Below are 25319 nucleotides of genomic sequence, written 5' to 3' on the forward strand. Positions count from 1 at the left end.
CGGCATGCTCAGACAGGCCAAACGCGCGATGCTCGGTTAGCGCATTATCTATTGTCGCGAGACGACCTTGCGCACCAACACCTAGGTGGAGATATCGCTCACTAGCGATGCTGGGTCGCGTACAACGTCGTAGAGAGGACTCAGCCGCCACCCGCGAATCGTTTCATCCCATATGAACCCATGATTGCGGAGATGGTCATCATCACACGTTGTGACGATGTTGAAAATCATTCTCCGATACAACTCATGCATGTCGTTTCGAACGACAGCGGGATGACAGTAACGGAGCATCATCGCCGCCAATTTGGAATACTTCACGTTTCGAGACTCTGACTCATCACAACCCATGAGCGTTAGCGCGCTAATGAAGGGGGTACGGTGTTCTACCCGCTCGTCACCCGGAACGCTCGACATCCGGCTTCCTTCATCAAGACTCGGGCTTTCTGCATGTTTCCAGAAACGGTCGAATCGACGGATAAGCATCATGCACCCTTCATCAAGACGAGTGACTTCAACATCGGGAACGCGGATACCTGCTTTCGCAGCCATCCTTAGGGTCGCACATTCAACTGCGGGTATTTCGAACCGGTCTCCGCGACTTGAGAATTTGGCGAGCCAGAGAATACCCTTTTCGTCGCGGATAGATGCCTTTGGTCGCGCACCGCCCAGTCCAACACCCTGTGCGAAGATGTCCCGTTGTTTGCCGGAGATGGGCAAGCCTTGCTCTATGAGTTCTGCAGCCCGAGCGAGATTTCCGAGATTCGACCAGTCGTCACGTTGCTCTAACGGTGGGTCACCAAAAGTTAGTCGCACATCAATCATCCCCACCCGTTCGCTACCTGCGTGCAAGATGTACTGCGATTCTGGGAGGCCGTTCAATTGCCCGCCGAGTTCCGACTCGATTACGCGGCGTCCCCACGAGTCGGGCGTTGCGTCGCGCAGCGCTCCGAAGTATTTCAAGCCACCTCTCGGAGCCAGCCTCGTATGCGGCCTTGTAGGCTTGTCTGAGAAAGCAAGTTGGACTGGGTCGAGCTCTATGGAACGTCTGGAATTGCGATAGCCCTCCCTATATTCAAACTGGGAGTGGCAGAGTTCACCGTTCTGCTCTATGAGAATGAGTCGGCCGCAGTTCTCCCACTTCCCGTCGATGTGCGCGAATACAACGGCCTCTGTGCTGTTCGTCGTCATGCTCATCTTCCGAACCAGTTGTCGAACCTTGCTTTCAATTCAGAGAGGAGACTTCTCTGTGTGATGTCAGGCATGTTGTTACAGGTGGTTGTATTCGCATGGCTTGCCTAATGTTGAATAGCTGCGTCGCTTTGGCCGTCTAAACGCAGCGAGCGTGTGCGCCTAGCCACCTGCTCGGCGAGGTCAATTGCTTGCTCAGGCGTGCAAGGCATGTCTGCCTCAGCGCCGAAGAAACTCCACTGCATCAGTCGCAAAATCAGGTCGTTGCCAGCCGTGGTTAAGCCAATTTTTTCGGCCGATGCGGCAAGTAAGTCGGCTACTGCCAAGACCACATCCGGGTTCGGACGCACTTCGTCACGCTCAGCGCTTGAAGTGAACTCCCAGGCGTCAAGGCAGCACAGGTAAATAGCATCAAATGCGGTCACCACTCGCATTGACGGCGAGATGTGTTTCGCGGGGCAGTCACGCAACAGTTGCTCTGCTCGCAGCAATCGCTTCCATGAGCTTTGAGGGCTTAGCGACATCAATGCCCCGCTAATGCGCAAAATAATCTTCGGGCGGAGTCAACCGTCGAAGCTCCAACGCCGCTTCTGTCCTCGGCAACGGATAAGACCTTTTCCGACTCGGGCTCATTCATCGTCGCCACCCCTGGTGCCCGGTAACGACTTAAGGTAAAGCTCGGCTGCACCAGGTGCGGAATAGTCTGGGCTTACGCCCTCAGCATCTAACATGCGTCGCACGTTAAGGACATGCTCTGCTGGAACCAACACCCATTCAGCGTTAAGCGCGCCTGCAAGCTGATGCAAAGTCGAGCCTGCAAGGTCGCGGCCGTCAGTCAGCCCCTGTCGATAATCTGCTGCCGCGCTCCCCGCATGCTCGATAAGCGCCTCGATAGAAAGTCCGCGCTGAAGGAGTAAATGATTGATTTGCGCCACAAATGCGTCCATGTCCATTGTCGTCAACGTCCCATTGAATTGTTCCTCATGTACCTGAGGCGGTCGATTACTTGCTTCGTGATATCGACCAAACCATCGCCCGCTCTGGACGAAAATGTTTCGGAGTGCGCAGCCCCGGAAGGTACGGCTTTAACCTCCACTGCTACGGTTCCGTTGTCAACAGAGACCTGCACGCAGGCTTCCAATGTTCGTGCAGGTTCCCCAATCATCTGTCGCTCAACAAAGATTGTGAAGCTGTGGACGCGTGGATAAGGTGCCAACGGCCACTCATACTCATGTATTCGGAGGGCTTGCCAAGCGCGCTTCCACAGGGGACGTCGCGGGTCGACTTCCGTACTCGCTGCGTATAGTGGCGCGACAGCGTCTGGCCTCGTTGCGTTCGCGCCTCGATACACGGAGACGGTAGTGCGCGACCATGCCGCGGCCCAAGCCATCGCCTCCTTCAGCAATTCTCTAAAGTCTTGACTGTCCTCAAGCATCTCAAGTGGGCTGCGGGAACTGTGTCCTCCGTGTGGTGAAATTAGAAAATCGAGTCGACTTGCAGGCGGTGCGGGGACGATGATTCTGCAAATCTTCAGCAAGCGATTTCGATTCAAAGCTCGGTCTACGAAAAGCGCTGGCAGCAAGGGGACGTTGTCGACATCTAGTACGAACATGCTGCCATCTTGTAGTAGTTGAGCGAACTGCTGTTCCGTCACGTCAAGAGTCTTCCCGCATTCGTCAAGCGTGAGAAGCTCTTCTCGCGAAGGCATCTGGTTCATCATCTCCCCTAATCTGCTACTCGACCAACCTTAGCTAAGTTGGTCCGAGATAACTTTGACCTCGACTGCAAGCAGTACTCATTCTGCTCTCGCGAGAACTTGTCTCGCTATCGTTATGACGTCGTCACCTATGATGTAGGGAACGACTGCGAATGTTTTGCCAGATTCCGCCGTGTCCAGTTTTGCTGAGGCGCGTCGACCTTTGCATGAGACCAAAAGCTGATAAGTCGTTGACCATTCCTGTTTGCCGGTTGTATCGGTAACGATGTCGTGGATGACAATCATGAAAGTTTGCGAAACAGGATAGGGGCCTCGCGGTGAAGGGCTTGCGAGAGCATCAAGAGCCCGATGCCAAACGGACACGCCTTGCACTTCTGATACAGCGTCACACACGAGAAAGAGACTATCGCCGCCACCATCGCCCAAATAAACCGCGACTTGGGTGTGAACCACCGTGAGAACACCACTCAACCTCTGCTTGTCACTCATCGCGCCGCCCTTGTCCTCATTTCCCCCACGACTTATGCGTCGTGTAATTTCAGCGCGTTCGTACAACAGAATCTTGCGACCGACTTGTATCCGCCTTCTGATACGACGTCGCCCTGTGTTGACGACAGGAAGGACCGGAATTTGGGTGGTTCGACCAGCGTTGTAGTCGGCTGCTAGCAAACCGTGCGTCACTTCGATGCCGAGCTTGCGCAATGTCTCTGCAGCGATTGTTTCGAATGGCGCCGCCGGCGCCATTCGGCCAGTAAACTTATTCAACCTTGTTTTAGCGTACACGCCTCGGCTGACCCGTACCAACGAACCCTTGTGCACCATTCGCCGAAGCACCCGACTGAGGTGCGAAGGGCTTCCTAAGTGCGCCAACTCAGCGCGCAAAACGACGACACTTCGCCGCCTAGCAATTGCGTCCCGAACACGGTCGTCAAGTGTCAACCTTTCCTCCACGGCCTCCATGACTTGGCAGTAAACAAAGCCGCGACAGCGGCCCGTGTCTCGTAGTGACGGGGCGCACGCAGCCACATGTCGTTCGGCACCTTGATGCCTCGAAGCGGAAATGTCTGACCACGCAACGTATCGGGCGCATCACGCGGCCCACTCGCTCCCCTAGAGCCGTGGCCGCCAAGACGGGACGACGGAGCGAGCACGCGGTGCGCAGCAGATGCCGCGAACCTAAAGGGTCATTCGCCGCCGACCAGCCGGACCTCAACGAGTTTAGAGGTCAAACGCCCGGTCAGCACGTGTCGTATACCCCGATAAAAAGGGTGTATATGACGATTTATTTTTCCGCACTCATCCCCTTTGTCCCAATCTTGTAAGGGATGTGATGAGAATTTTAAACCCCATGTCACAATGAATAAAAGATACCTGTTTTAAGGATATAGACGGCGATATGTCACTTAATTACAGTTTGCTGCTGTATGCCAGCGCTAACGTCCGTCAATATCCTCCTCGCGAAGAATCTAGTGGCCCACCGAAATCGCCTTGGCGTTTCTCAGGTGGCGCTTGCGCGCGCTGCCGGGCTGGCTGCGAATACCGTCGGACACATCGAGAAAAAAGCGCCGGGCGTTCGCCTAGAGACCCTCAGCCGTCTTTCCATCGCCCTTGACCTCGACCCTACGGTTTTATTGAATCCAGATGTCGAGGTCGGACCTGCGCCATACGACGCGCGGGTTTTAGCCGACTGCGTTGCCCAAAATCTAAAGCGCTTTAGAAATGCATGTGGACTGACCCAAGAAGAGCTCTCGACCCGCAGCGGTCTGGACCGCAAACAAGTTTACAAAATTGAAAGCAAAAACGTGTCCGTCAGGGTCGACACGTTAGGCGCCGTGGCGGAGGCCCTCGGCGTGCAGGCTTGGCAATTACTCGTGTAGACGCTCGAGACGCGGCCTATTGAAAACGATATTGCAGCAATCGGTACTTTTTACCTTGTATCGTGATTTGCCGTGTACATCGACATAGACGAAGCGCGTAACCTGGCGCCCATAGGGTTTTCTTTGACGCGGTTGAGAACGCTTGCTGCGTCGCACCATGTTTTCGTTGTAAGCGTCGAACTTTGTTGTCACAAATGCGGTGGGATGGCAATGCGTCAGACTATGTTGTGAAGCTCTAGCGGACGTAATCCCTACCGATTTGTAAAATCTTTCATCAGATTTAAGACAAGTCCATGATCCACAAGGGAATTTGTTGAGCCTATAATGCGACTTCGTTTTTGACCTGCCTTGGACCGATGCGTCGAATTTTCCTATTTCTCATCCTCTCTCTGAGTTTCGCCCACGCCGCCTTCGCGCAAGAGAGCGCGCAAGCCGCAAGCGAACCGCTCGCACAGGATGCGCCGCAAGACGCACAAACCGCGCAGGCCAGTCACAAGATTTCCGATTTGATCAGCCGCAAGTTCGGCGTGGCGCGCGAGAAGGCGCAGACCATCGCGGCGGCTGTCATGAGTTCCGCTTCCCGCTATTCGCTTCCGCCCGCGCTGTTGCTCGCCATCATCTCGATCGAATCCCGCTTCAAGGACTCCGCTGTCGGACCGAACAACGCATCGGGCTTGATGCAAGTCGTGCCGTCTGCACACAAGACGCTGGTGCGTGACCACGATTTGTTCGACGCCGAAGACAATATCGATGCCGGCTCGCAAATCCTTCATGGGTATTTGAAATCCGCACGCGGCGACATGGATACCGCGCTCAAGAACTATGGCGGCTCGTATGCCTATGCGGAGAAAGTGAGTTTGCGCGTGAAGTCGTTCGAACCGGCGGCAGTGCCTGCCAACGCTTCATCCGCGTCGGGCCAGTAAGCGCCTTTGTATTGCGTCCAGCGCAAGTCTGTAGACCTTCTGTTGCTGCTTCAATGCTTCGCTGCGCGCCACCGCGTGGCGGATGCCGCAATGCTTCTTAGCGGCGATCGCACCCGCAGGCGCTAGCGCGTCAAACGCGGCTGCTCAATTCTTTAGTAACCCTTACCCTGATTCGACGTGCCGCTGTTCGAATTGACACCGTTCGAGTTCATTTGATTGTTCGGCGTGCCGGGTTGCATCGAGCTATTGCCCATGCCGCTCTTGGCGCCGGTGCCGGTCGTCGTGTCGGGCGTGCCGCCCATGCCCGCGCCATTCATGCCGACGCCGCCGCCCTTGCCTGCGCCCGAACCTGCCGCGCCCGCGCCGCCAGCGCCATTACCGCCTGCACCTGCTGAGCCTGCGCCAGCACCGCCGCCACCGCCTGCACCCGCTCCACCGCCGCCGCCCGCTTGTGCATAAGCGCCGCCTGCGAGGCCGAGCATCAGGGTGGAAATCACCAGCTTTTTCGTGATCGCGTTCATTGCAAGTCTCCAAAGGTTGACTGTCGTCCGAGGCGGTCACTATGCCGCGACGTCCGTGGTCTCCTTAGCGCAAGTGACGTGCCGCATCCAGGCGCTTAGTAACCGTAGCCTGCGGGCGCGCATTGGACATACACGCGTTGGTAGCTGTCGTAGCAAGCGCCCGGCGGGGGCGGCGCGGGTTGTGCATAGGCGGGCTGTGCATAGACCGGCTGCTGATACACAGGCTGCTGATACACAGGCTGCGCGTTGGCCACCGAACTCACCAGCGCACCCAGCACCGCGCCGCCGATCAACGCGCCGACAATCGCGCCGCCATTCGAGCCACCGCCGTGCCCGTGTCCGTAGCCATAGCCGCCACGCCCGTGAGCGGATGCCTGACCGGCCACCGTGAGACTGCCGATCATCAACAAGACGAGTGCTGCGCGTTTCATGGCCTTCTCCCATTCCCGTTTCCCGGGTTCATGAAACGATCTTAAGCGGCAGCCTAAGAAATAACTGATGCAATTGGTAAGCGCGCATTTCAAGACTTACAAGTCTCGCTTAGCGAATAAATCGATATGGATACCCAACTATCCCGCGCACATGTAACAAGACGTTAGGCCCGCCCGCGCTTCGTTTCATTTGCTCGCGTCTGGTTACCCTTTGTCACTCGATGCACGTCAACGCCGCGTCATCGGCGTGCGTTTTGACGGTCAGCGCAGCGAACTACGTTGCGCCAACTACGAAGCAACAAGGAGTTGCATCCATGAAAAAGATCGTCGCTGCTCTCGCATCCGCACTGCTCGTCACCGGCGCATTCGCGCAAACCGCTTCGACCGACGCGAGCAAGGCGCAAATCAAGGCGAACCACGAGAAGACCGAAGCACAGGCGAAAGCCAACACCAAGAAGCACGCCGCGCAAGCCAAGGCGGACAAGAAGAAGCAGGAAGCGGCGAAGGATGCCGACGTAGCGCAAGCGAAGGCCGACAAACAAAAAGTCGTGGCGCAAAGCGACGCGAACAAGTCGGCCGCCGATGCGAAGGTAGACGCGGCGAAGCAGTAAGGGGAGGCCGGCGTCATCGCATCGCGCACCGGGCTTAAACGTTAAGAATATCCGGTGCGTTTTCTTCAGGCGAGTCTTTGGGCTCGCCTGTTTTAGTTTTGTCGCTCGGCGCTTTGCGCACTGACTTCGTGTTCCGCGCTTGCATGATGTTCGCTGACGGGCAATGCGCGATTGGCGCGCTCACGCACTAAAAGCCGCACGCTATGCAAAGCGGTCAATGCCACGGCAATCCAGATCGGTCCATACGTTCCGAGTTGATGTGCATTGAACGGTTCGCCTAGCAATAAGACGGCGACACCGACGAGCAATACCGGCTCCACGTAACCGAGAATGCCGAACAACGCGATCGGCAAATAGCGGCTCGCACGCAAATAAGACGCAAGCGCCACCGTGCTCAACGCACCGAGCCCCGGCAACAAAACCGCCCATAAAAGCGGCTTATCCGCGATCGGCGCAAACGATCCACGCGCGAACAACATACACACCGCCACCGGCACGAGCAGCACGATTTCCGCCGCAAACGCCACGAGCGGATCGGCGTTCAACTTTCGACGCAGTACGAAATACGGCGGATAACCGAGCACGACGACCATCGTCGGCCACGCGAACGCCTGCGTCGCAATGAGTTCATGCGCGACACCGACGATCGCCATTGCCACGCTCGCCCATTGAAGCGCGTCGAGCTTCTCGTGATAGTAGAAGCGGCCGAGCAGCACCATCGAAAGCGGCAAAAGGAAATAGCCGAGCGACACTTCCAGCGCGCGTCCGTTGAGCGATGCCCATAGAAAAATCCATAGCTGCACGCCGAGCAAACCCGCCGCGACAGAAAACGCCACGAGCAAACGAGGCCTGCGCACAAGCATCGAAACGAGCGCGCATAACTGCGGCCAACGGCGACGCAAGGCCACGAGCAAGAGCGCGCCCGGTGCCGTCCATACGATGCGCCACGCGAAAATATCGAGCCCATCCAGCGGCGCGAGCCATTTCGTATAGCCGGACATGAGCGCGAAAAGCGCGGATGCGGCGAGCGACAACGCGATGCCGCGTCCCAATACAGGCTGATCCATCGAAGCAGTCTCGAAGATTTCGAAGTAGAGTGTGGAACCGCGCATTCTAAACGTGTGGCACACCTGCTTTTCACAATCTGCTTCAAACATTTTTCGGCGACGTGCGCGCTTTTTGCTAAAGAAGCCTCAGCCAGCCGTTTCAAAACCCAATAGCAAGATGTAGCTCAGATGTCCCGAGCCGGTCACATTGATCGGCGACGCTGACGGACCGGCGCAACATGTGCCGCTACGTCCTACACCGTGCCGCATGCCAGAAGCGGCCACGCGAAAAAAACGCCGCATCGATGGAGACGTCATGACTCAACCTGCCTTGTCGCCCCACATTCCGAATGCTTTCGCCGAAGCTGTGCGTGCTGGTTTGTCGAAAGAGCCGCAGAAAGAACTTCCGTCGATGTATCTGTATGACGAAGTCGGCTCGGCCTTGTTCGAAGTCATCACCGCGTTGCCTGAATACGGCGTGACACGCGCGGAGGAACGCGTGTTGAAGGAACACGCCGCCGATATCGTCGCGGCTTTGCCCGGCAATGTGAAGGTCGCGGAACTCGGCAGCGGCAGCGGACGCAAGACGCGCCGCATTCTCGAAGCGCTCTGCAAGAAACAGCCGACTGCCTATCATCCGATTGAAATATCGCGCACGGCCTTGCAACTCTGCCACCGCGAACTGGGCGATATCGAACGCGTGTCGATCGTCGGACATGAACGCGACTATCTCGCGGGCCTGGCCGAAGTCGGCGCGAAACGTCGTGAAGGCGAACGCTTGCTCGTGCTGTTTCTGGGCAGCACCATCGGCAATTTCGCGCGGCTCGCGGCCACGCGCTTTCTGTGCTCGATTCGCGGCATGCTATTGCCCGGCGATGCCCTTCTGCTCGGCACCGACCTCATCAAGCCGCTGCCCACGCTGATCGCCGCGTATGACGATCCCATCGGCGTGACGGCGGCGTTCAATCTGAATCTGCTGGCGCGCATCAACCGCGAATTGGGCGGTGAATTTCCGATCGATGCCTTCGAGCACGTCGCGCGTTTCAATCCCGATGCACGCAGCATCGAAATGCATCTGCGCGCGAAGCGGCCGCTGTCGGTGCGCGTGCGCGATGCCGGCTTGAACGTGGAATTCCGCGAAGGCGAAACGATCTGGACGGAAAGCAGCCACAAGTACGAAGCGGCCGAAGTCGCGCCGATTGCCGCCGATGCGGGTTTCGAATCCACGCACCAGTGGCGCGACGAAGAATGGCAGTTCGCGGAAAGCCTGTTGGTGGCGCGTTGAAACGTCAGTGTTGCTCAAAGCGCTCGTAGCGCTTCTCGACCTGACGCTCTTCGCTGAAGAACTCGGTGACGCGGGCATGCGGCGGCCCGCGTCGCAGCCATTCGAGCATCAGATCGACCTGATTGGCCGCACCCTGCACGATAGCCTCGACCGAACCGTCATCGAGATTGGCGACCCAGCCGCGCACGCCGAGCGCATGCGCGCGCCGCACGGTGTGATGCCTGAAGCCCACGCCCTGCACCACGCCTTTCACGTGCACATAGTAAGTTTCGATTCGCTTATCCAGATCCGGGCCGGACATCGTGCATTCCTCTGAGTTGTCGGTTGAACTTCACAGCCGGCATTGTAACGATGCGGCTCCAACGCGTTTCAACTCAGACGAAACGGCTGCGCGCCACTGAACGGACGCGGCGAGCGCGGCAGCGTCACTTCGAACACCGTGCCTTCCTGCGCGTTCGAGCGGCCCGTGACATCGCCGCCGTGCATCTGCGCGATTTCGCGCGTGATATACAAACCGAGGCCGAGCCCGCTCGATTCGCTTTGCCTTCTTCCCGAACGATACGGCGCGAAGATGGTCGGCAACACTTCGACCGGAATCTCTCCGGCGTTCTGCACGGTGACGACCACCTCGTCCACACGACCCTGCAAGCGCACTTGAATGGACGAACCTTCCAGCCCGTGTTGCAGCGCGTTGCCGATCAGATTCGAAAACACCTGCGAGATCAAATCGCCATCGCCTTGCAGGAGCGTGTCGCCATCGCGCAAAACGAAAATGCGCCCACGTCCCACGCGCGCCTCATATTCCTCGACGATGTTCTGCGCCAGCGCCGTCACATCCACCGCGCGCGGCTGCAACGTGACGCGCCCGCCACGCAGCCGCGCGAGATTGAGCAACTGGTCCACCATGCGCACCATGCGCATGCCGCTCGATTTGATGCGGTTGCCGATATTCGCGACGTTCTCGTCCTTCACGAAGCGCGCGAGATATTCGGCGGACGCGATCACCGCCGACAGCGGCGTGCGCAGATCGTGACCGAGCACGGCCATCAGCATTTCGTTTGCATCGAGCAATTGCTGCATGGTGGCGAGTTGCGTCGCGAGTTGCTGCTTCTGGCGGTCCATCTGGATGAACACGTCCACCTTCGAATTGAGGATGCGCGAATCGAAAGGCTTGTAGAGAAAGTCCACCGCGCCCGCTTCGTAACCGCGAAACGTGCGGCTCGCGTCCTGCGCGGTCGCCGTCAAAAATATGATCGGCACATGCGCGGTGCGCGGGCTGCCGCGCATGAGTTCGGCGAGTTCGAAGCCGTCCATGCCGGGCATGTTGACATCGAGGATCGCGAGGGCGACCTCGTGCTTGAGCAGCAGTTCGAGCGCAGCCGGCCCCGATTCGGCCTTCAGCACCGACACGTCCGGCCGCGCCAGCGACGCTTCGAGCGCCGTGATGTTATTGCGGATGTCGTCGACGATCAGCACGTGGATGGGTTGCGTCATCTGGTGACTCCTTGCCTCATTCATTTCGTTCGGTATCCTGCGTGCCTTTCAACAAGTTCGACACGTTCGACAGACGCATCGCCATCTGGTCCAGCGTGAGCACTTCATTCGCGCCCGCCGCAATGGCCGCAAGCGGCATCGTGGGCGAGAAGGACGTTTCCGGCTCCTGCGCCCAGCACACGCCGCCCGCTTCGCGAATGGCGCGCGTGCCGTGGCCGCCGTCATCGTTCGCACCGGACAGCACGATGCCGAGCAGCCGCGCGCCATAAGCATGCGCCGCCGATTCGAACAGTACATCCACCGAGGGCCGCGAGAAGCGCACGGGCGGATCGACCGACAGCGCAATCGCCGGTGGCGTGTTGCCTTCCGCTTCCACCAGCATGTGATAACCGGGCGGCGCGAAGTAGATCGTGCCCGGCGTGATTTCGTCCTTGTCGAACGGCTCGACCACTTTCAACGCGCAGCGCTGCGCGAACAGATCCGGCAACAAACTCGGCTGACCCTGCCGCACATGCACGACAATCAGCACCGCCGCCGCGAAATCGCGCGGCAACGCGGGCAACAGCCGCGTCAACGACTCGACGCCGCCCGCCGATGCGCCGATCACCACGGCATCGAAAGCAGGGTCGGCCGCGAAGATCATGGCTACACCTTCTGATAAAGCCGCTCACGCGGATTGAAGTCCGCGAAGCGATCGGCGTGCTTCGAAAAGCGCAGGCTTTCCTTGCTGCCGAGTCCGAGAAAACCGCGCCGCACGAGTGAATCGCTGAACAGATTCAACGCGCGATCCTGCAACGCGCGGTCGAAATAGATCAGCACATTGCGGCACGACACCAGATGCGCCTCCAGAAACACGCTGTCCGTCGCGAGACTGTGATCCGCGAACACCACGCGCGACTTGAGCGTTTGCGAGAATTTCGCCGCGCCGTAAGCCGCGTGATAGTAGTCCGACAGCGAACGCTTGCCGCCCGCCGCCAGATAGTTCTGACTGAAGCCCGCCACGCGCTCCAGCGGATAAATACCATTTTCCGCCGCGCGCAGCGCTTCGGCGTTGATATCGGTCGCATAAAACACGGTGCGTTCCGCGAGCTTTTCTTCCGCGAACAGCACCGCGAGCGACCACAATTCCTCGCCGCTGCTGCATCCCGCGACCCACACTTTGATCGACGGATACGTCTGCAAGATCGGCACGACCTGTTCGCGAATCGCGCGAAAATAATGAGGATCGCGGAACATCTCGCTGACTTGCACCGTCAGGTATTGAAAGAGCCGCGCGAAGAGTTCCGGGTCGCGCAGAATCCTTTCCTGAAGATGCGAAAGCGTCGGCATGTTCAGATCGTTCACCGCCTGCGCCAGTCTGCGCCGCAGCGAACTTACCGAGTAATGCCGGAAGTCGTGCTGATATCGAAGGTAGATCGCTTCGAGGATCAGTTTCAGTTCGATATCGAACGTCGCTTCGTCCTCGTGCTTATCTTCGTTCATGGCGTTCATAGCGTTCATCGTTGCCTGAGCCACACGCGGCACAGCGACACCAGCTTGTCCACGTCGATGGGCTTCGAGATGTAATCGTCCGCGCCCGCTTCGAGGCACTTCTGGCGGTCGCTCTGCATGGCCTTCGCCGTCAGCGCGATGATCGGCAAACGCGCATGCCGCGGCTCCTTGCGAATCTCGGCCATCGCGGTGAGGCCGTCCATCTCCGGCATCATGATGTCCATCAGCACCAGATCGATGTCATCGTGACGCGCCAGCGCTTCGAGCGCCTCGCGTCCGTTGCGCGCAATTTCGAGCTTCGCGCCGAGCGGTTCGATCACGCGCGACAACGCGAAGATATTGCGCACGTCGTCTTCGGCGAGCAGGATCGAGCGGCCTTCGAACACATCATCGCGCTGACGCGCCGCGCGCAGCATGCGCTGCTGTTCGGGCGGCAGCGCGCTTTCCACGCTGTGAAGAAAGAGCGTGACTTCATCGAGCAGACGTTCGGGCGACTTCGCACCTTTGATGATGATCGATTTCGAATATCGGCGCAGACGTTGTTCCTCGTCCTGCGACAACATGCGCCCCGTGTAGACGATAACCGGCGGCGATGCCTGCTCGCTGCTCGTCGATACGCGTTCCAGCAATTCATAACCGGAACCATCGGGAAGCGCGAGGTCCATCACCACGCAATCGAACACGGCGCGCTGCATTTCGTCCAGCGCTTCCGCAATCGAACCCGCCTCGACGATGCTCACCGTCTCGCTCGCCAGCAATGCGTGAATGCTCTGGCGCAGCGTCGGATCGTCCTCGACCACGAGCACGCGCCGCATGCCCTGCGACGAACGCGCTTCGAGCTTGCGCATGGCCTGCGCGAGGTCTTCGCGCGCGCTCGGCTTGAACGTGTAGCCGATTGCGCCGAGATGCAGCGCGACATCGGCGTGATCCGTCGCGGAGACGATATGGATGGGAATGTGGCGCGTGAGCGGATCGTGCTTGAGCCATTCGAGCACGGTCAGGCCCGACTGGTCGGGCAGACCGACATCGAGCAGAATGCCGCTCGGCTGAAGCGTGCGCGCGAGTTCCACGCCTTGCGTGGCGTTGGCCGCGTGCACGCAGTCGAAATCGAGTTCGTGCGCGAGATCGTAGAGAATGCGCGCGAACGGCTGATCGTCCTCGATCACAAGAATGGTGCGGCCCTGGCGCTTGAGCGCGGCGCGATCATCGGCAATAGGCGGGACTTGAATGATGGGCGCAGGAACATGTTCGCGCACCGGCTCTTTCATTTCGACGATCGGTTCCAGCTTCGCGGTGACCGTGCCTTCGCGCGCCGCGATCGGCAAGGTCACTGAGAACGTGCTGCCCTGCCCCGGCTCGCTCGTCACCGCGACCGAACCGCCCAGCAACCGCGAAAACTCGCGCGATATCGACAGACCCAAACCGCTGCCGCCATATTTGCGGCTCGTGGTGCCGTCCGCTTGCTGGAACGCCTGAAAGATCATCTCCTGCTTTTCGCGCGCGATGCCGATGCCCGTATCGCGCACCTCGAAGCGCAGCGTATCGTCGCCGGCGCGCACGACGGCGACCGTCACGCTGCCGCGTTCGGTGAACTTGAAGGCGTTCGATAGCAGGTTGCGCAGCACTTGCAGCAGGCGTTGCGTGTCGGTGACGAAGTATTTCGGCACATCATCCGCATGCGACGTGATGAACTCCACGCCCTTGTTCTCGGCCACCGGCGCGAAACTCTGCCGGAGCGTCTGGAGAATCGAATCGACGGCGGCGGGTGCGAACTGCACATCCATTTGCCCTGCTTCGACTTTCGAAAGATCGAGAATATCGTTGATGAGCGAAAGCAGATCGCTGTTCGACGAATGAATGGTCGCCGCATAGCGCACTTGTTCGTCGGAGAGATTGCCTTGCTTGTTGTCCTGAAGCAGCTTGGCGAGGATCAGCGAACTGTTCAGCGGCGTGCGCAATTCGTGCGACATATTGGCGAGAAACTCGGACTTGTACTGGCTCGCGCGTTCCATCTGCAACGCGTTGGTCTTGAGTTCCTGTTGCGCGTGAAGCAGTTCCGACTTCTGCCGTTCCAGATTCTGCGAATGCTCTTCCAACTGCACGTTGGTCTGTTCGAGTTCCGCCTGCTGCTGTTCGAGCCGCGCCTGCGAGTCCTGCAACGCGCGTCCGCGTTCTTCGAGTTCCTCGTTCGACACGCGCAGTTCTTCCTGCTGCACCTGCAATTCCTCGCTTTGCCGCTGCGTTTCTTCGAGCAACTCGACAAGCCGCATGCGATAACGCGCCGAACGCAGCGCCATGCCGATGCTTTCCGATGCGTTCTCCAGCACGGCGCGCGCATCGTCGAACTGGCCTTCATCGCCAACAAAACCGAGTTCGACGACGCCGGTCACTTCGCCATCCGCCTGCACCGGGGCGATCAGCACGCGCGAGGCCGTGACCGCGCCGAGCGCCGAACCGGCCTTCAGATAATGCGGCGAGGCATCGCGCAATTCGAGGATGCGCTTCTCTACCACCGCCTGTCCCGCGAGCCCTTCGCCGCGCGCGATGCGCTTCGGCGCGCCATCTTCATCCGGCAAGGCCCACGATGCGACGCGCGCCAACGCATCGTCTTCGAGCGAATAGACCACGCCGACCTTCGCGTTCAGAAACGGCACCAGCGAGCGCAGCACGCTCACGCCGATGGACGCGGGCGACTGCTCGCCGCGCAACTGCTGGCTCATCTGCACGACGCCCTGCTGAAGCCACGCAATCCGTTGAACCGCCAGCCGCGATTTGATATACAGATGCGCGACTGCTGCGAGCACGAACATCACGACGATGCCCATCGCGCGATTGATCTGCAACACTTCGGGGTTGGCGAGGCTGTCGGAATGCGAGAGCACGTAGCCCGCGACGATCAGCACCGCCGAGACGACTGCCGTGAAAATGGGCACGATGGGTTTTCCGACCCACACGCACAGCGCGACCGGCAGCATGTAGAACACCCAGATCGCGATGCGCGTGGGCGTCAGCAGGTCGATGGCGAAGACGACCGACAGGGCGATCGCAATGGCGAGATAGATCCACGAAGCGCGGTTTCGAGTGTCTTGAGGCATCGTTTACCAGGTTTATTGTTCGACGTCCGCGCGGGCGCTCGCGCGGCAGTCAGCGACCATATCACGAGCCGCGAGCCCTTGTCATATCGGGCTCGGCGGCCTTTTGACGAAGTTCCGGAAGCGCGGCAATGTTGACGAAATAAGGCCGCGCAAGCCTTTATATCGAGGTAAGAATGACTGATTTTTCCGGCGCTCGCGTGCTCGTCACGGGCGCCTCCGGTTTCGTCGGCTCGGCGGTGGCGCGGCTTGCCATCGAGCGTGGTTTCGATGTGCGTCTGCTCGTGCGCGCGACCAGTCCGCGCAAGAACGTGGAGTCATTGGATGCCGAGATCGTCGTCGGCGACATGCGCGACGAGGCATCGATGCGCGCCGCGCTCAAGGGCGTGCGCATCCTGTTTCACGTCGCGGCGGACTATCGAATCTGGGCGCCGGACCCGAGCGAGATCGAGCGCGCGAACCTGCTCGGCACCGAGGCGACCATGCGCGCGGCGCTGGCCGAAGGCGTCGAGCGGATCGTATATACGAGCAGCGTGGCGACGCTGAAGGTGACGAGTTCGGGCGCGATCATCGATGAAACCAAGCCTGCGGATGCCGCGAACACCATCGGCGCGTACAAGCGCAGCAAGGTGCTGGCCGAGCGCGCGGTGGAGCGCATGGTCGCGCAGGACGGCTTGCCGGCGGTGATCGTGAATCCGTCGACGCCAATCGGCCCGCGCGATGTGCGGCCGACGCCGACGGGGCGCATCATCGTGGAAGCCGCGACGGGCAAGATTCCCGCGTTCGTGGATACGGGCCTCAATCTCGTCCATGTCGATGATGTCGCGCGTGGGCATTTTCTGGCGCTGGAGCGCGGGGTTGTCGGGCAGCGGTACATCCTTGGCGGCGAGAATTTGTCCTTGCAGCAGATGCTGGCGGATATCGCGGGGATTGTCGGGCGCAAGCCGCCGACCATTCGGTTGCCGCGCGGGCCGCTTTATCCGGTGGCGCTCGGGGCGGAATGGTTTGCGCGATTCAGCGGTCGCGAACCCATGGTGACGCGGGATGCGTTGAAGATGTCGAAGAACAAGATGTGGTTTACGTCGGAGAAGGCGACACGGGAGTTGGGGTATGGGGCGCGGCCTTATATCGAGGGGTTGAAGGATGCGTTGGGGTGGTTTGGGGGGAATGGGTATCTCAAGCGGTGATGCCGGTCGTGCATCATTTCAAAAACCCCAACTCTTCTATAAGACCCAAAAAAATCTAACTCCCTGATCCAACAAGAAAAACCCCCGTTTCACCCCGCAACCAGCGCCCGCTTTCGCACGCCTGCCCCGCAAAATCAGGCAGAATAGCGGTTTGTTGCCGGAGGGGCGGTCAAGGCCGGCGGTTCTTTCCAACCTGTTTTCGGATGTCGAGACAAGCGATGAGTAATCAGCAACCCACCATCATCTACACCCTGACCGACGAAGCTCCGCTGCTCGCGACCAGCGCCTTTCTGCCGATCATCCGTACCTTCGTGACGCCCGCGGGCGTCAATATCACCACCAGCGATATTTCCGTCGCCGGCCGCATTCTGGGCGAATTCGCCGAGTTCCTGACGGACGCGCAAAAAGTGCCCGACAACCTCGCGCATCTGGGCGAACTCACGCAGGACGCCGATACCAACATCATCAAGCTGCCGAATATCAGCGCGTCGCAGCCGCAGTTGGTCGCCGCCATCAAGGAACTGCAAAGCAAGGGCTTCAAGGTGCCCGACTATCCGGAAGAGCCCAAGAACGACGAGGAAAAATCCATTCGTCAGCGCTATTCCAAGTGTCTCGGTTCGGCGGTGAACCCGGTGCTGCGCGAAGGCAATTCGGACCGCCGCGCGCCGCTCGCGGTCAAGAACTTCGCGAAGAAGCATCCGCACAGCATGGGCGAGTGGAGCATGGCTTCGCGCACGCACGTGGCGCACATGAAGCATGGCGACTTCTATCACGGCGAGAAATCCATCACGAACGATAAAGCGCGTGAAGTGCGCATGGAACTCGTCACGAAGTCGGGCGAAACCATCGTGCTCAAGCCGAAGGTTAAGCTGCAGGAAGGCGAGATCGTGGACAGCATGTTCATGAGCAAGAAGGCGCTCGTGGAGTTCTACGAAGACCAGATGGAAGACGCGTTCAAGACCGGCGTCATGCTGTCGCTGCACGTCAAGGCGACCATGATGAAGGTCTCGCACCCGATCGTCTTCGGTCACGCGGTGAAGGTGTTCTACAAGGACGCGTTCGTCAAGCACGCGAAGCTCTTCGAGCAACTCGGCGTGAATGTGAACAACGGGCTGTCCGATCTGTACTCGAAGATCGAAACGCTGCCGGAATCGCAGCGCGATGAAGTCATCCGCGACATGCACGCGTGCCATGAACATCGCCCGGCTCTGGCGATGGTGGATTCGGCCAAGGGCATCTCGAACCTGCACGCACCGAACGACGTGATCGTCGATGCCTCCATGCCCGCGATGATCCGCGCCGGCGGCAAGATGTGGGGCGCCGATGGCCGTCCGCAAGACACGAAGTGCCTGATTCCGGAAAGCACGTTCGCGCGCATCTATCAGGAGATCATCAACTTCTGCAAGACCAACGGCGCGTTCGATCCGAAGACCATGGGCACGGTGCCGAACGTCGGCCTGATGGCGCAGAAGGCCGAAGAGTACGGCTCGCACGACAAGACCTACGAGATTGCGCAGGACGGCACGGCGCGTATTGTCGATAACGCGACGAACGAAGTGATCGAATCGCTCACGCAGGAAGTGCAGCAGGGCGATATCTGGCGCATGTGTCTCGTGAAGGATGCGCCGATCCGCGACTGGATCAAGCTCGCCGTCACGCGCGCGAAGAACTCGGGCATGCCGGCGGTGTTCTGGCTCGACCCGTATCGTCCGCACGAAGCCGAACTCATCAAGAAGGTCGAAACGTATCTCAAGGATTACGATACCCAGGGTCTGGAACTGCACATCATGTCGCAGGTCCGCGCCATGCGTTTCACGCTGGAACGCGTCATTCGCGGCATGGACACGATCTCGGTGACGGGCAATATCCTGCGCGATTACCTGACCGACCTGTTCCCGATCATGGAACTCGGCACCAGCGCGAAGATGCTGTCGATCGTTCCGCTGATGGCGGGCGGCGGTTTGTATGAAACGGGCGCGGGCGGCTCGGCGCCGAAGCACGTGCAGCAGCTCGTGCAGGAAAACCACTTGCGTTGGGATTCGCTCGGCGAGTTCCTGGCGCTGGCGGTGTCGCTGGAAGAACTCGGCATCAAGAACGACAATGCGCGCGCGAAGCTCGTGGCGAAGGCGCTGGATGCCGCCACCGGCAAGCTGCTCGACAACAACAAGAGCCCGTCGCCGAAGACCGGGGCGCTGGACAATCGCGGCAGCCAGTTCTATCTCGCGATGTACTGGGCGCAGGAACTCGCGCAGCAAACGGAAGATCGCGAACTGGCGGAACGCTTCGCGCCGCTCGCCAAGACGCTGGCGGACAACGAGCAGAAGATCATCGATGAACTCGCGGCCGTGCAGGGCAAGGAAGCGGACATCGGCGGCTATTACAAGCCGGATGAAGCGAAGCTCGAAGCCGTCATGCGTCCGAGCAAGACGCTCAACGCGGCGCTGGATAGCGTGAAGTAAAGCGTTTAGACGCGCGCTGCACCCCAAACCGGCATCCTCTGGATGCCGGTTTTGCTTTTCGGCTCACAGTCGGCTCATACGTTGCGGTTTCGTGTGACGCAATGCATTTGGTTACAACGTGTGCCGGTCGCGGGAAAGTCCGAAAAGGTAAAATCCTGTTCTCGCTGCCGTTTGCAAGTGTTTGCAAGCGCAAGTCAAAGACACACTCGAATGAATCTACACGATCAGCTTGGCGCGCTCGAGTCCGGCCTCGATGCGCTTATCAGGGCAGCTTCCGGCGAGGATGCCGACTCCCCTTCGTCCGCCCAGAAAGAGCCGCAGCCCGCTCCGCTGCCGAATCGCGCGCGTGCGATCGACGAGGAAGTGCCCGTGCATGAGCCCGCTCCGCTCGATGTGAGCGAGGAGGCCGCCATCTCGGCGAGCGCGCCTTCGGAGCCTGAAGGACCGTTGCGGCTCGAAGTCTCGCGGCCCGAGCGCGATGTCATTCAGATGACCATCGGGGGCAAGACCACGCTGTTGAGCGCGGAAGGCGTGTCGGAACTGATCGAGGAACTGGCGAACGTGCGTGCATCGATGTCGGTGGATCAGCCTGGCGGCATCGCGCCGGGATGGCGGTTCGCGGCGACGTTGAATCCTGTGATGGCATCGCAGAAGCAGGCCAATGGGGATCGTTTGCTGATTCTGCGGCATAACGGGCATGGGTGGGTGCCGTTTACGTTTACGCCGAATCAGGTTGTTGAGCTTTATACGTTGCTTACGCGGAAGTGATTGTTGTTGTTTTGTGGTGCAAGGGCTTCTTCTGTTTGTGCTGCTTTTTCAGTAGCCGCCTCCCCGGCGGGGGGTAACTTTCTTTGCTGCTGCAAAGAAAGTCACCAAAGAAAGCAGCTTTTTACCCCTCCGCACGCTGGCTGGAAAGTGTGGTCTGAATTAACCATACAGTGGCCGCATTAGGATGTCCCTCGGTTGGTTAAGCGCGAAGGCAACCTAACGATTTCGCGCTCGAATCCTTGAGTCTTAGTGGACCGCATTCATTCTTTCGGCCATGCGCTTCGCGCGCCGAGAGCTTTAGAACGGAACCCCGCAGCGTATAAGCGCCCAGCCACTTCAAGCCACATCGCACCCTTCCCATTGGGCCCTACCACGATTAGCACTTCCGTGAAGCGGCGCACGCCAACGTTTGCCTTTGCCTCAAGTGCTAACCAGGGTAGGGCCAAATAGCAATCTTGCGAATAAGCGTGATGTGGCTGGGCGCTAATAGGCTGCGGGATTCCGTACTAAAGCTCTCGGCGCGCGTAGCGCATGGCCGAATGAATGAATGCGGTCCACTTAGACTTGAGTAATCGAGCGCGCAATCGCGAGGTTGCCTAAGCGGCAAGTTATGCGTGGATAGTCCTATAGCGGCCACTGCATCCATTAATCCAGACCAACCCTTTCCAGCCAGCGTGCATGGGGTAAAAAGCTGCTTTCTTTGGTGACTTTCTTTGCAGCAGCAAAGAAAGTTACCCCCCCGCCGGGGAGGCGGCTACTGCAATAAAAGCCCAACAAACAGAAGCCCCTTGCACGACAGAAAAAACAAACACCAACACCGTCGAGCACCGCTCAAATCAAGACTCCCCCCGCGTCGGCGCCTGCACCCGCGCCTTCCACTGCCCGCCCTTACCACTCCAATACCGCGCCGCCGACCCAACCGTCGCGCTGACATAGAACAGCGCAACAAGCGGCAACAACGGCGCCCAAAGCAGCGACCTCCGGTAATACCGCAACATCGGCGCATACGCGATACACATCAGCGCCCAAGCAATCCAAGCGGGCCACGCACGCGCGCCCAAGATCAGCGCGAACAAAGGCGGCGCCAGATAGATCACCGCCATGCCGATCACCGTCCCCGCCAACAGCAACGCGGAATAACGCAACTGCGTGAACGCCGTACGCGCAATCATGTTCCAAATCTCGCGCCACGAATCATAAGGACGCAGCGATTCGCTCTGATCCGCCAGATCGAGGCGAATGGGCCGCGCATCGTTCTTTCCTGCGCGATGCTTGATGCGTTGCGCGAGACTGCAGTCATCGATCAATTCCTGCCGGATCGATTCAATGCCCCCCGCCTGAGCAAGCGCCGTCCGGCGCACGAGCATGCAACCGCCTGCCGCGCCTGCGGTGACCTTCTTCGTGTCGTTCACCCATGCGAACGGATACAGCATGGCGAAGAAGAACACGAACGCCGGAATCAGCGCCTTTTCCCACGGCGAATCGCAACGCAGACGCACCATCAGCGACACGAGATCGCGGTCTTCCATGATGGTGCGCGCGACGAGTTGCGTGGCGGCATCGACGGGATGGTGGATGTCGGCATCCGTGAGGAACAGGAATTCGGCGGGCAGACCGAGCGTATCGATCGCGCCGATGCCCTGCGACTGCGCCCAGACCTTGCCCGACCAGCCCGGCGGCAGCGGCTTCGCGGTCAGCACGGTCAGGCGATCCTCCAGCCCGAGATCGCGCGCGGCGCCAAGTGCGGCGGCGGCGGTGCCGTCGGTGCTGTGATCATCGACGACGATCACATGGAACGCGCCTTCGTAGTCCTGCCTCAGCAGCGAGCCGACCGCACGGCCGATCACTTCGGCCTCGTTACGCGCGGGCACCACGGCGACCAGACCCGGCCATGCGCCGTGCCGCGCGATCTCCGCACGGCCGAGCGCGTGAATGGTCGTGGCCGATAACGCCGGCGCGGGCCGCGCGCGCCAGAATCCGCCGCGCCCGACGAGCAGCACGACCCAGATCAACAGTGAAAGCCAGGCGATCAGTAGCATGAAGTGAAGAACGATGAACGTGAACGATGCCGCGCGCGGCGCGCCAGACGTTGCAAGAAAAATACGATGCAGGCTTCTCATCCTGCGCAAACGAAACCTGCCTGAAGGCATCGCGCAAGGAAAGCCGCCGGATACGCGCCTTCGAGAACCCAAGAGTTTAATGGGTTCTTCCACTCGCCGTATTTACCTGCACGATGGCGCTTCCCACGGCGCTGTGCTGCAAGCACCCAAAAAGGGAACGCGATAGAATACGCGGTCAAGTCAGGCGTCCAGACGGTTATTCGGTGGTTTTTTCCGGGTTCGTTCGATACGCGTTGTGGTACTTCGTAATTCAATCGTAAATAACAGGCGACGCCGCGAAGTGAGATCGCAGGAAGTACGCAAATGCGCGAGCTTCGCCCCCGCTTACCCGAAACCCGCGCCAGTCGGAGTTCGTTCGAATATGCGTATCATCCTTGCTCAACCCCGCGGCTTTTGTGCGGGCGTGGTCCGTGCGATCGAGATCGTCGATCGCGCGCTCGAACGTAACGGCGCACCCGTGTATGTGCGCCATGAGATCGTGCATAACCGGCACGTCGTGGATAATCTGCGCGGCAAGGGCGCGCGCTTCGTCGAGGAACTGGACGAGGTGCCGCACGGCGCGGTCGCCATTTTCAGCGCGCATGGCGTCGCCAAAAGCGTTGAACAGGATGCGCAGACGCGCGGGCTCGATGTGCTGGATGCCACCTGTCCGCTCGTCACCAAGGTTCATGTGCAGGGACGGCAGTACGTGGCGCAGGGGCGCACGCTGATTCTGATCGGTCATGCGGGGCATCCCGAAGTGGAAGGCACGGTCGGTCAGATTCCCGGCAAGGTCGTGCTGGTGCAGAGCGAAGCGGAAGTCGAGACGCTCGCGCTGCCGGTCGATACGCCGGTCGCGTATGTCACGCAGACCACGCTGTCGGTGGACGACACGCGCGGCATCATCGATGCCTTGCAGCGGCGCTTTACCGATATCGTCGGACCGGATACGCGCGATATCTGCTATGCGACGCAAAACCGGCAGGCCGCCGTGCGCGAGTTGAGCACGCATGTGGATGTGCTGCTCGTGGTCGGCGCCACCAACAGTTCCAATTCGAACCGGCTGCGCGAGATCGGCGCCGAGAGCGGCGTGCCGAGTTATCTCGTCGCGGATGGTTCGGAACTCAAGGCCGAGTGGTTCGCGAATGCGCGGACCGTCGGCATCACGGCGGGCGCATCGGCGCCCGAGGAAATGGTCGAACATGTGATCGATGCCCTGCGCGCCCTTGGCCCCGTCGAAGTGACGACCATGGCCGGCCGCGAGGAAAAGGTCGAATTCAAACTCCCCGCGAAACTCATGCAGCCGCTCGCCGCCGTTCAGGGCGCGGCAGTCACGGCGGCAGCCGTTCGCGAAGAATAAGGAGAACAGGCAAATTGTCTATTCCGATGCTTCAAAAGGCGCGCGTAGGCGCATACATCTTCAAGCAGCACTTGACGCGCACCAAGCGCTATCCGCTGGCGCTCATGCTCGAACCGCTGTTCCGCTGCAATCTGGCGTGTAACGGCTGCGGCAAGATCGACTATCCGGACCCGATCCTCAACCAGCGCCTGTCGCTGGAAGAGTGTCTCGGCGCGGTGGACGAATGCGGCGCGCCGGTCGTTTCCATCGCGGGCGGCGAACCTCTGCTGCACAAGGAAATGCCGCAGATCGTCAAGGGCATCATGGCGCGCAAGAAGTTCGTGTATCTCTGCACGAACGCGCTGCTGATGGAAAAGAAGATGGACGACTACGAGCCGAGCCCGTACTTCGTCTGGTCCGTTCACCTCGATGGCGACCGCGAAGCGCACGACCATTCGGTGTCGCAACCGGGCACGTATGACAAGGCGGTCGCGGCCATCAAGGAAGCGAAGCGTCGTGGGTTCCGCGTGAACATCAACTGCACGCTCTTCAACGATGCACAACCCGATCGCGTGGCAGATTTCTTCGACACGCTCGGTCCGATTGGCGTGGATGGCATCACGGTATCGCCGGGTTACGCGTATGAGCGCGCGCCGGATCAGCAGCACTTCTTGAATCGCGAAAAGACCAAGAACCTGTTCCGTGAGATCTTCAAGCGCGGCAACAACGGCAAGAACTGGTCGTTCAGCCAGTCCACCTTGTTCCTGGATTTTCTGGCGGGCAACCAGACGTATCAATGCACGCCGTGGGGCAACCCGGCGCGCACGGTGTTCGGCTGGCAGAAGCCGTGCTATCTGGTCGGCGAAGGTTACGTGAAGACCTTCAAGGAACTGATGGAAACCACCGAGTGGGACAAGTACGGCACCGGCAAGTACGAGAAGTGCGCGGACTGCATGGTCCATTGCGGCTTCGAAGCAACGGCGGTGATGGATACGGTGGCGCATCCGCTGAAGGCCGCGAAGATCGCGCTGTCAGGGCCGCGCACGACGGGCGCGTTTGCCAAGGAATTGCCGATGGATAAGCAACGGCCGGCGGATTTTGTGTTCTCCAAGCATGTGGAGATCAAGCTGGAAGAGATCGGGCGGATGAAGAAGGATAAGGGCGCTAAGACGGTGGCGGCGCATTGAGGGTTTAGGTGCTGAAAAGGGCGGATGACCGAGAGGTCGTCCGCCCTTTTTTGTTTGTGGATCAGAGATCGTCACTTGTTTCTGGCGTTGGACGCTCGTAGGCCTCGTCCAACATCTTCCAGTCATCCTCGCCGACCGGGTCCAACGGGCGTTCGTAAAACAGCACGCTTCCGCGAAGTACCTCCAATGGCGACGGTACATGATCGCCCGTCTGCGGAACTTCGCGCTGTGATTTCGTATGACTGGTCACGATGATGTTCTCCCGAATGAATGAGTTACCGCTCTTTCAATCGAGTATCCCTTACTAAATTCTTCTGAAGTCATCCCGTTCGGTCAAATTTGGTCACCCCTTTGCCAAAGAAAAAACGCGCCCTAACGGACGCGTTCCCTCAATCCCCAATCAACAACACTTCCCCGCCCCACTCCCATACCTCGCTTCCTGCCGTTCCCGAAAAAACTCCGCATAACTCATCATCGGCTTATCGGGATGCGTGGTCTGCATATGCGTGACGTAGGCATCGTAATCGGGGATGCCGACCATCAGACGCATCGTTTGGCCGAGATAGCGGCCCGCTTGTCGAAGATCGTCGAACATCGCATGCTC

Annotated in this window: 25 protein-coding genes; 10 read left to right on the top strand and 15 right to left on the bottom strand. The window is 59.6% G+C overall.

The genetic code is table 11. The annotated features are described in order from the left end of the window. Window positions 1-81 precede the first annotated feature (81 nt). The 4 genes from ACZCWR_RS22905 to ACZCWR_RS22920 form a co-directional block, all read right to left on the bottom strand. Window positions 82-960 (bottom strand): type II toxin-antitoxin system HipA family toxin, encoded by an 879-nt coding sequence (locus tag ACZCWR_RS22905; protein ID WP_487303903.1) that lies wholly within the window; start codon window positions 958-960, stop codon window positions 82-84. Between the two features lie 335 nt (window positions 961-1295). Continuing rightward, a complete protein-coding gene (locus ACZCWR_RS22910; RefSeq protein WP_487303904.1) occupies window positions 1296-1679 on the bottom strand; it encodes a hypothetical protein in 384 nt (127 codons plus the stop codon). A gap of 138 nt (window positions 1680-1817) precedes the next feature. Beyond that, window positions 1818-2141 carry a hypothetical protein gene (locus tag ACZCWR_RS22915; RefSeq protein WP_488876492.1) on the bottom strand — a complete coding sequence of 108 codons (324 nt, stop codon included), beginning with the start codon at window positions 2139-2141 and terminating at the stop codon, window positions 1818-1820. 842 nt (window positions 2142-2983) lie between these two features. Beyond that, window positions 2984-3865 (bottom strand): DUF6088 family protein, encoded by an 882-nt coding sequence (locus ACZCWR_RS22920; RefSeq protein ID WP_487303906.1) that lies wholly within the window; start codon window positions 3863-3865, stop codon window positions 2984-2986. A 509-nt stretch (window positions 3866-4374) separates the two neighbouring features. Here ACZCWR_RS22920 and ACZCWR_RS22925 point away from each other — a divergent pair. Then, a complete protein-coding gene (locus tag ACZCWR_RS22925; protein WP_487303907.1) occupies window positions 4375-4782 on the top strand; it encodes a helix-turn-helix domain-containing protein in 408 nt (135 codons plus the stop codon). 356 nt (window positions 4783-5138) lie between these two features. Next, complete coding sequence (locus ACZCWR_RS22930) at window positions 5139-5705, top strand: transglycosylase SLT domain-containing protein (RefSeq protein WP_487303908.1); 567 nt, start codon at window positions 5139-5141, stop codon at window positions 5703-5705. A 152-nt stretch (window positions 5706-5857) separates the two neighbouring features. On the opposite strand, the gene ACZCWR_RS22935 is transcribed toward ACZCWR_RS22930, so the two are convergent. Continuing rightward, window positions 5858-6226: a hypothetical protein gene (locus tag ACZCWR_RS22935; protein ID WP_487303909.1), complete on the bottom strand. Its 369-nt coding sequence runs from the start codon at window positions 6224-6226 to the stop codon at window positions 5858-5860. A 95-nt stretch (window positions 6227-6321) separates the two neighbouring features. Beyond that, window positions 6322-6657 carry a hypothetical protein gene (locus ACZCWR_RS22940; RefSeq protein WP_487303910.1) on the bottom strand — a complete coding sequence of 112 codons (336 nt, stop codon included), beginning with the start codon at window positions 6655-6657 and terminating at the stop codon, window positions 6322-6324. A 314-nt stretch (window positions 6658-6971) separates the two neighbouring features. Between ACZCWR_RS22940 and ACZCWR_RS22945 the strand changes: the two genes are divergently transcribed. Beyond that, entirely contained in the window at window positions 6972-7268 is a 297-nt protein-coding gene (locus ACZCWR_RS22945) for a hypothetical protein (RefSeq protein ID WP_487303911.1), read from the top strand. A gap of 92 nt (window positions 7269-7360) precedes the next feature. Here the strand turns inward: ACZCWR_RS22945 and rarD are convergent, their stop codons facing one another. Further along, the gene (rarD, locus tag ACZCWR_RS22950) at window positions 7361-8335 is read right to left on the bottom strand and encodes an EamA family transporter RarD (protein WP_487304777.1); all 975 of its coding nucleotides are present in this window, start codon (window positions 8333-8335) and stop codon (window positions 7361-7363) included. Between the two features lie 295 nt (window positions 8336-8630). Between rarD and egtD the strand changes: the two genes are divergently transcribed. After that, window positions 8631-9599 (top strand): L-histidine N(alpha)-methyltransferase, encoded by a 969-nt coding sequence (gene egtD / locus ACZCWR_RS22955; RefSeq protein WP_487303912.1) that lies wholly within the window; start codon window positions 8631-8633, stop codon window positions 9597-9599. A 4-nt stretch (window positions 9600-9603) separates the two neighbouring features. Here egtD and ACZCWR_RS22960 read toward each other — a convergent pair whose 3' ends face one another. From ACZCWR_RS22960 to ACZCWR_RS22980, 5 genes are all read right to left on the bottom strand, one after another. Beyond that, window positions 9604-9900 (bottom strand): acylphosphatase, encoded by a 297-nt coding sequence (locus ACZCWR_RS22960; protein WP_487303913.1) that lies wholly within the window; start codon window positions 9898-9900, stop codon window positions 9604-9606. A gap of 68 nt (window positions 9901-9968) precedes the next feature. After that, window positions 9969-11093: a hybrid sensor histidine kinase/response regulator gene (locus tag ACZCWR_RS22965; protein WP_487303914.1), complete on the bottom strand. Its 1125-nt coding sequence runs from the start codon at window positions 11091-11093 to the stop codon at window positions 9969-9971. A 16-nt stretch (window positions 11094-11109) separates the two neighbouring features. Continuing rightward, complete coding sequence (locus tag ACZCWR_RS22970; protein ID WP_487303915.1) at window positions 11110-11736, bottom strand: chemotaxis protein CheB; 627 nt, start codon at window positions 11734-11736, stop codon at window positions 11110-11112. A gap of 2 nt (window positions 11737-11738) precedes the next feature. Further along, on the bottom strand, window positions 11739-12584 hold the full coding sequence (locus ACZCWR_RS22975; protein WP_487303916.1) for a CheR family methyltransferase: 846 nt from the start codon (window positions 12582-12584) through the stop codon (window positions 11739-11741). 5 nt (window positions 12585-12589) lie between these two features. Then, a complete protein-coding gene (locus ACZCWR_RS22980; RefSeq protein WP_487303917.1) occupies window positions 12590-15679 on the bottom strand; it encodes a response regulator in 3090 nt (1029 codons plus the stop codon). A gap of 173 nt (window positions 15680-15852) precedes the next feature. Between ACZCWR_RS22980 and hpnA the strand changes: the two genes are divergently transcribed. The 3 genes from hpnA to ACZCWR_RS22995 all read left to right on the top strand — a co-directional run bounded on the left by hpnA (window position 15853) and on the right by ACZCWR_RS22995 (window position 20090). Then, a complete protein-coding gene (gene hpnA / locus ACZCWR_RS22985) occupies window positions 15853-16863 on the top strand; it encodes a hopanoid-associated sugar epimerase (RefSeq protein ID WP_487303918.1) in 1011 nt (336 codons plus the stop codon). 218 nt (window positions 16864-17081) lie between these two features. Further along, window positions 17082-19322 (top strand): NADP-dependent isocitrate dehydrogenase, encoded by a 2241-nt coding sequence (locus tag ACZCWR_RS22990; RefSeq protein ID WP_487303919.1) that lies wholly within the window; start codon window positions 17082-17084, stop codon window positions 19320-19322. Window positions 19323-19532: 210 nt separating this feature from the next. Next, entirely contained in the window at window positions 19533-20090 is a 558-nt protein-coding gene (locus ACZCWR_RS22995; RefSeq protein WP_487303920.1) for a hypothetical protein, read from the top strand. An 836-nt stretch (window positions 20091-20926) separates the two neighbouring features. Here the strand turns inward: ACZCWR_RS22995 and ACZCWR_RS23000 are convergent. After that, window positions 20927-22129, bottom strand: a complete 1203-nt coding sequence (locus tag ACZCWR_RS23000; RefSeq protein WP_487303921.1) for a glycosyltransferase — start codon at window positions 22127-22129, stop codon at window positions 20927-20929. A 13-nt stretch (window positions 22130-22142) separates the two neighbouring features. Between ACZCWR_RS23000 and ACZCWR_RS23005 the strand changes: the two genes are divergently transcribed. The 3 genes from ACZCWR_RS23005 (at window position 22143) to hpnH (ending at window position 24715) form a co-directional block, all read left to right on the top strand. Beyond that, a complete protein-coding gene (locus ACZCWR_RS23005) occupies window positions 22143-22376 on the top strand; it encodes a hypothetical protein (protein WP_487303922.1) in 234 nt (77 codons plus the stop codon). A gap of 195 nt (window positions 22377-22571) precedes the next feature. Then, on the top strand, window positions 22572-23549 hold the full coding sequence (gene ispH, locus ACZCWR_RS23010; RefSeq protein ID WP_487303923.1) for a 4-hydroxy-3-methylbut-2-enyl diphosphate reductase: 978 nt from the start codon (window positions 22572-22574) through the stop codon (window positions 23547-23549). A 14-nt stretch (window positions 23550-23563) separates the two neighbouring features. After that, the gene (gene hpnH, locus ACZCWR_RS23015; RefSeq protein WP_487303924.1) at window positions 23564-24715 is read left to right on the top strand and encodes an adenosyl-hopene transferase HpnH; all 1152 of its coding nucleotides are present in this window, start codon (window positions 23564-23566) and stop codon (window positions 24713-24715) included. A 61-nt stretch (window positions 24716-24776) separates the two neighbouring features. Here hpnH and ACZCWR_RS23020 read toward each other — a convergent pair whose 3' ends face one another. Together ACZCWR_RS23020 and ACZCWR_RS23025 are read right to left on the bottom strand one after the other, a co-directional pair. After that, window positions 24777-24965 (bottom strand): hypothetical protein, encoded by a 189-nt coding sequence (locus ACZCWR_RS23020; RefSeq protein WP_487303925.1) that lies wholly within the window; start codon window positions 24963-24965, stop codon window positions 24777-24779. Window positions 24966-25115: 150 nt separating this feature from the next. Further along, window positions 25116-25310, bottom strand: a complete 195-nt coding sequence (locus ACZCWR_RS23025) for a YbdD/YjiX family protein (RefSeq protein WP_487303926.1) — start codon at window positions 25308-25310, stop codon at window positions 25116-25118. Between the last annotated feature and the right edge of the window lie 9 nt (window positions 25311-25319).

The sequence above is a fragment of the Caballeronia sp. A2-2 genome, from assembly GCF_057612605.2.

Bases quoted from the DNA above. Each gene is read 5' to 3' on its own strand.
- ACZCWR_RS22915 (WP_488876492.1), bottom strand. From the start codon at position 2,141: ATGGACATGGACGCATTTGTGGCGCAAATCAATCATTTACTCCTTCAG.
- ACZCWR_RS22920 (WP_487303906.1), bottom strand. From the start codon at position 3,865: ATGGAGGCCGTGGAGGAAAGGTTGACACTTGACGACCGTGTTCGGGAC.
- ACZCWR_RS22930 (WP_487303908.1), top strand. From the start codon at position 5,139: ATGCGTCGAATTTTCCTATTTCTCATCCTCTCTCTGAGTTTCGCCCAC.
- ACZCWR_RS22935 (WP_487303909.1), bottom strand. From the start codon at position 6,226: ATGAACGCGATCACGAAAAAGCTGGTGATTTCCACCCTGATGCTCGGC.
- ACZCWR_RS22940 (WP_487303910.1), bottom strand. From the start codon at position 6,657: ATGAAACGCGCAGCACTCGTCTTGTTGATGATCGGCAGTCTCACGGTG.
- ACZCWR_RS22945 (WP_487303911.1), top strand. From the start codon at position 6,972: ATGAAAAAGATCGTCGCTGCTCTCGCATCCGCACTGCTCGTCACCGGC.
- rarD (WP_487304777.1), bottom strand. From the start codon at position 8,335: ATGGATCAGCCTGTATTGGGACGCGGCATCGCGTTGTCGCTCGCCGCA.
- egtD (WP_487303912.1), top strand. From the start codon at position 8,631: ATGACTCAACCTGCCTTGTCGCCCCACATTCCGAATGCTTTCGCCGAA.
- ACZCWR_RS22960 (WP_487303913.1), bottom strand. From the start codon at position 9,900: ATGTCCGGCCCGGATCTGGATAAGCGAATCGAAACTTACTATGTGCAC.
- ACZCWR_RS22965 (WP_487303914.1), bottom strand. From the start codon at position 11,093: ATGACGCAACCCATCCACGTGCTGATCGTCGACGACATCCGCAATAAC.
- ACZCWR_RS22970 (WP_487303915.1), bottom strand. From the start codon at position 11,736: ATGATCTTCGCGGCCGACCCTGCTTTCGATGCCGTGGTGATCGGCGCA.
- ACZCWR_RS22975 (WP_487303916.1), bottom strand. From the start codon at position 12,584: ATGAACGCCATGAACGAAGATAAGCACGAGGACGAAGCGACGTTCGAT.
- ACZCWR_RS22980 (WP_487303917.1), bottom strand. From the start codon at position 15,679: ATGCCTCAAGACACTCGAAACCGCGCTTCGTGGATCTATCTCGCCATT.
- hpnA (WP_487303918.1), top strand. From the start codon at position 15,853: ATGACTGATTTTTCCGGCGCTCGCGTGCTCGTCACGGGCGCCTCCGGT.
- ACZCWR_RS22990 (WP_487303919.1), top strand. From the start codon at position 17,082: ATGAGTAATCAGCAACCCACCATCATCTACACCCTGACCGACGAAGCT.
- ACZCWR_RS22995 (WP_487303920.1), top strand. From the start codon at position 19,533: ATGAATCTACACGATCAGCTTGGCGCGCTCGAGTCCGGCCTCGATGCG.
- ACZCWR_RS23000 (WP_487303921.1), bottom strand. From the start codon at position 22,129: ATGCTACTGATCGCCTGGCTTTCACTGTTGATCTGGGTCGTGCTGCTC.
- ACZCWR_RS23005 (WP_487303922.1), top strand. From the start codon at position 22,143: ATGAACGTGAACGATGCCGCGCGCGGCGCGCCAGACGTTGCAAGAAAA.
- ispH (WP_487303923.1), top strand. From the start codon at position 22,572: ATGCGTATCATCCTTGCTCAACCCCGCGGCTTTTGTGCGGGCGTGGTC.
- ACZCWR_RS23025 (WP_487303926.1), bottom strand. From the start codon at position 25,310: ATGTTCGACGATCTTCGACAAGCGGGCCGCTATCTCGGCCAAACGATG.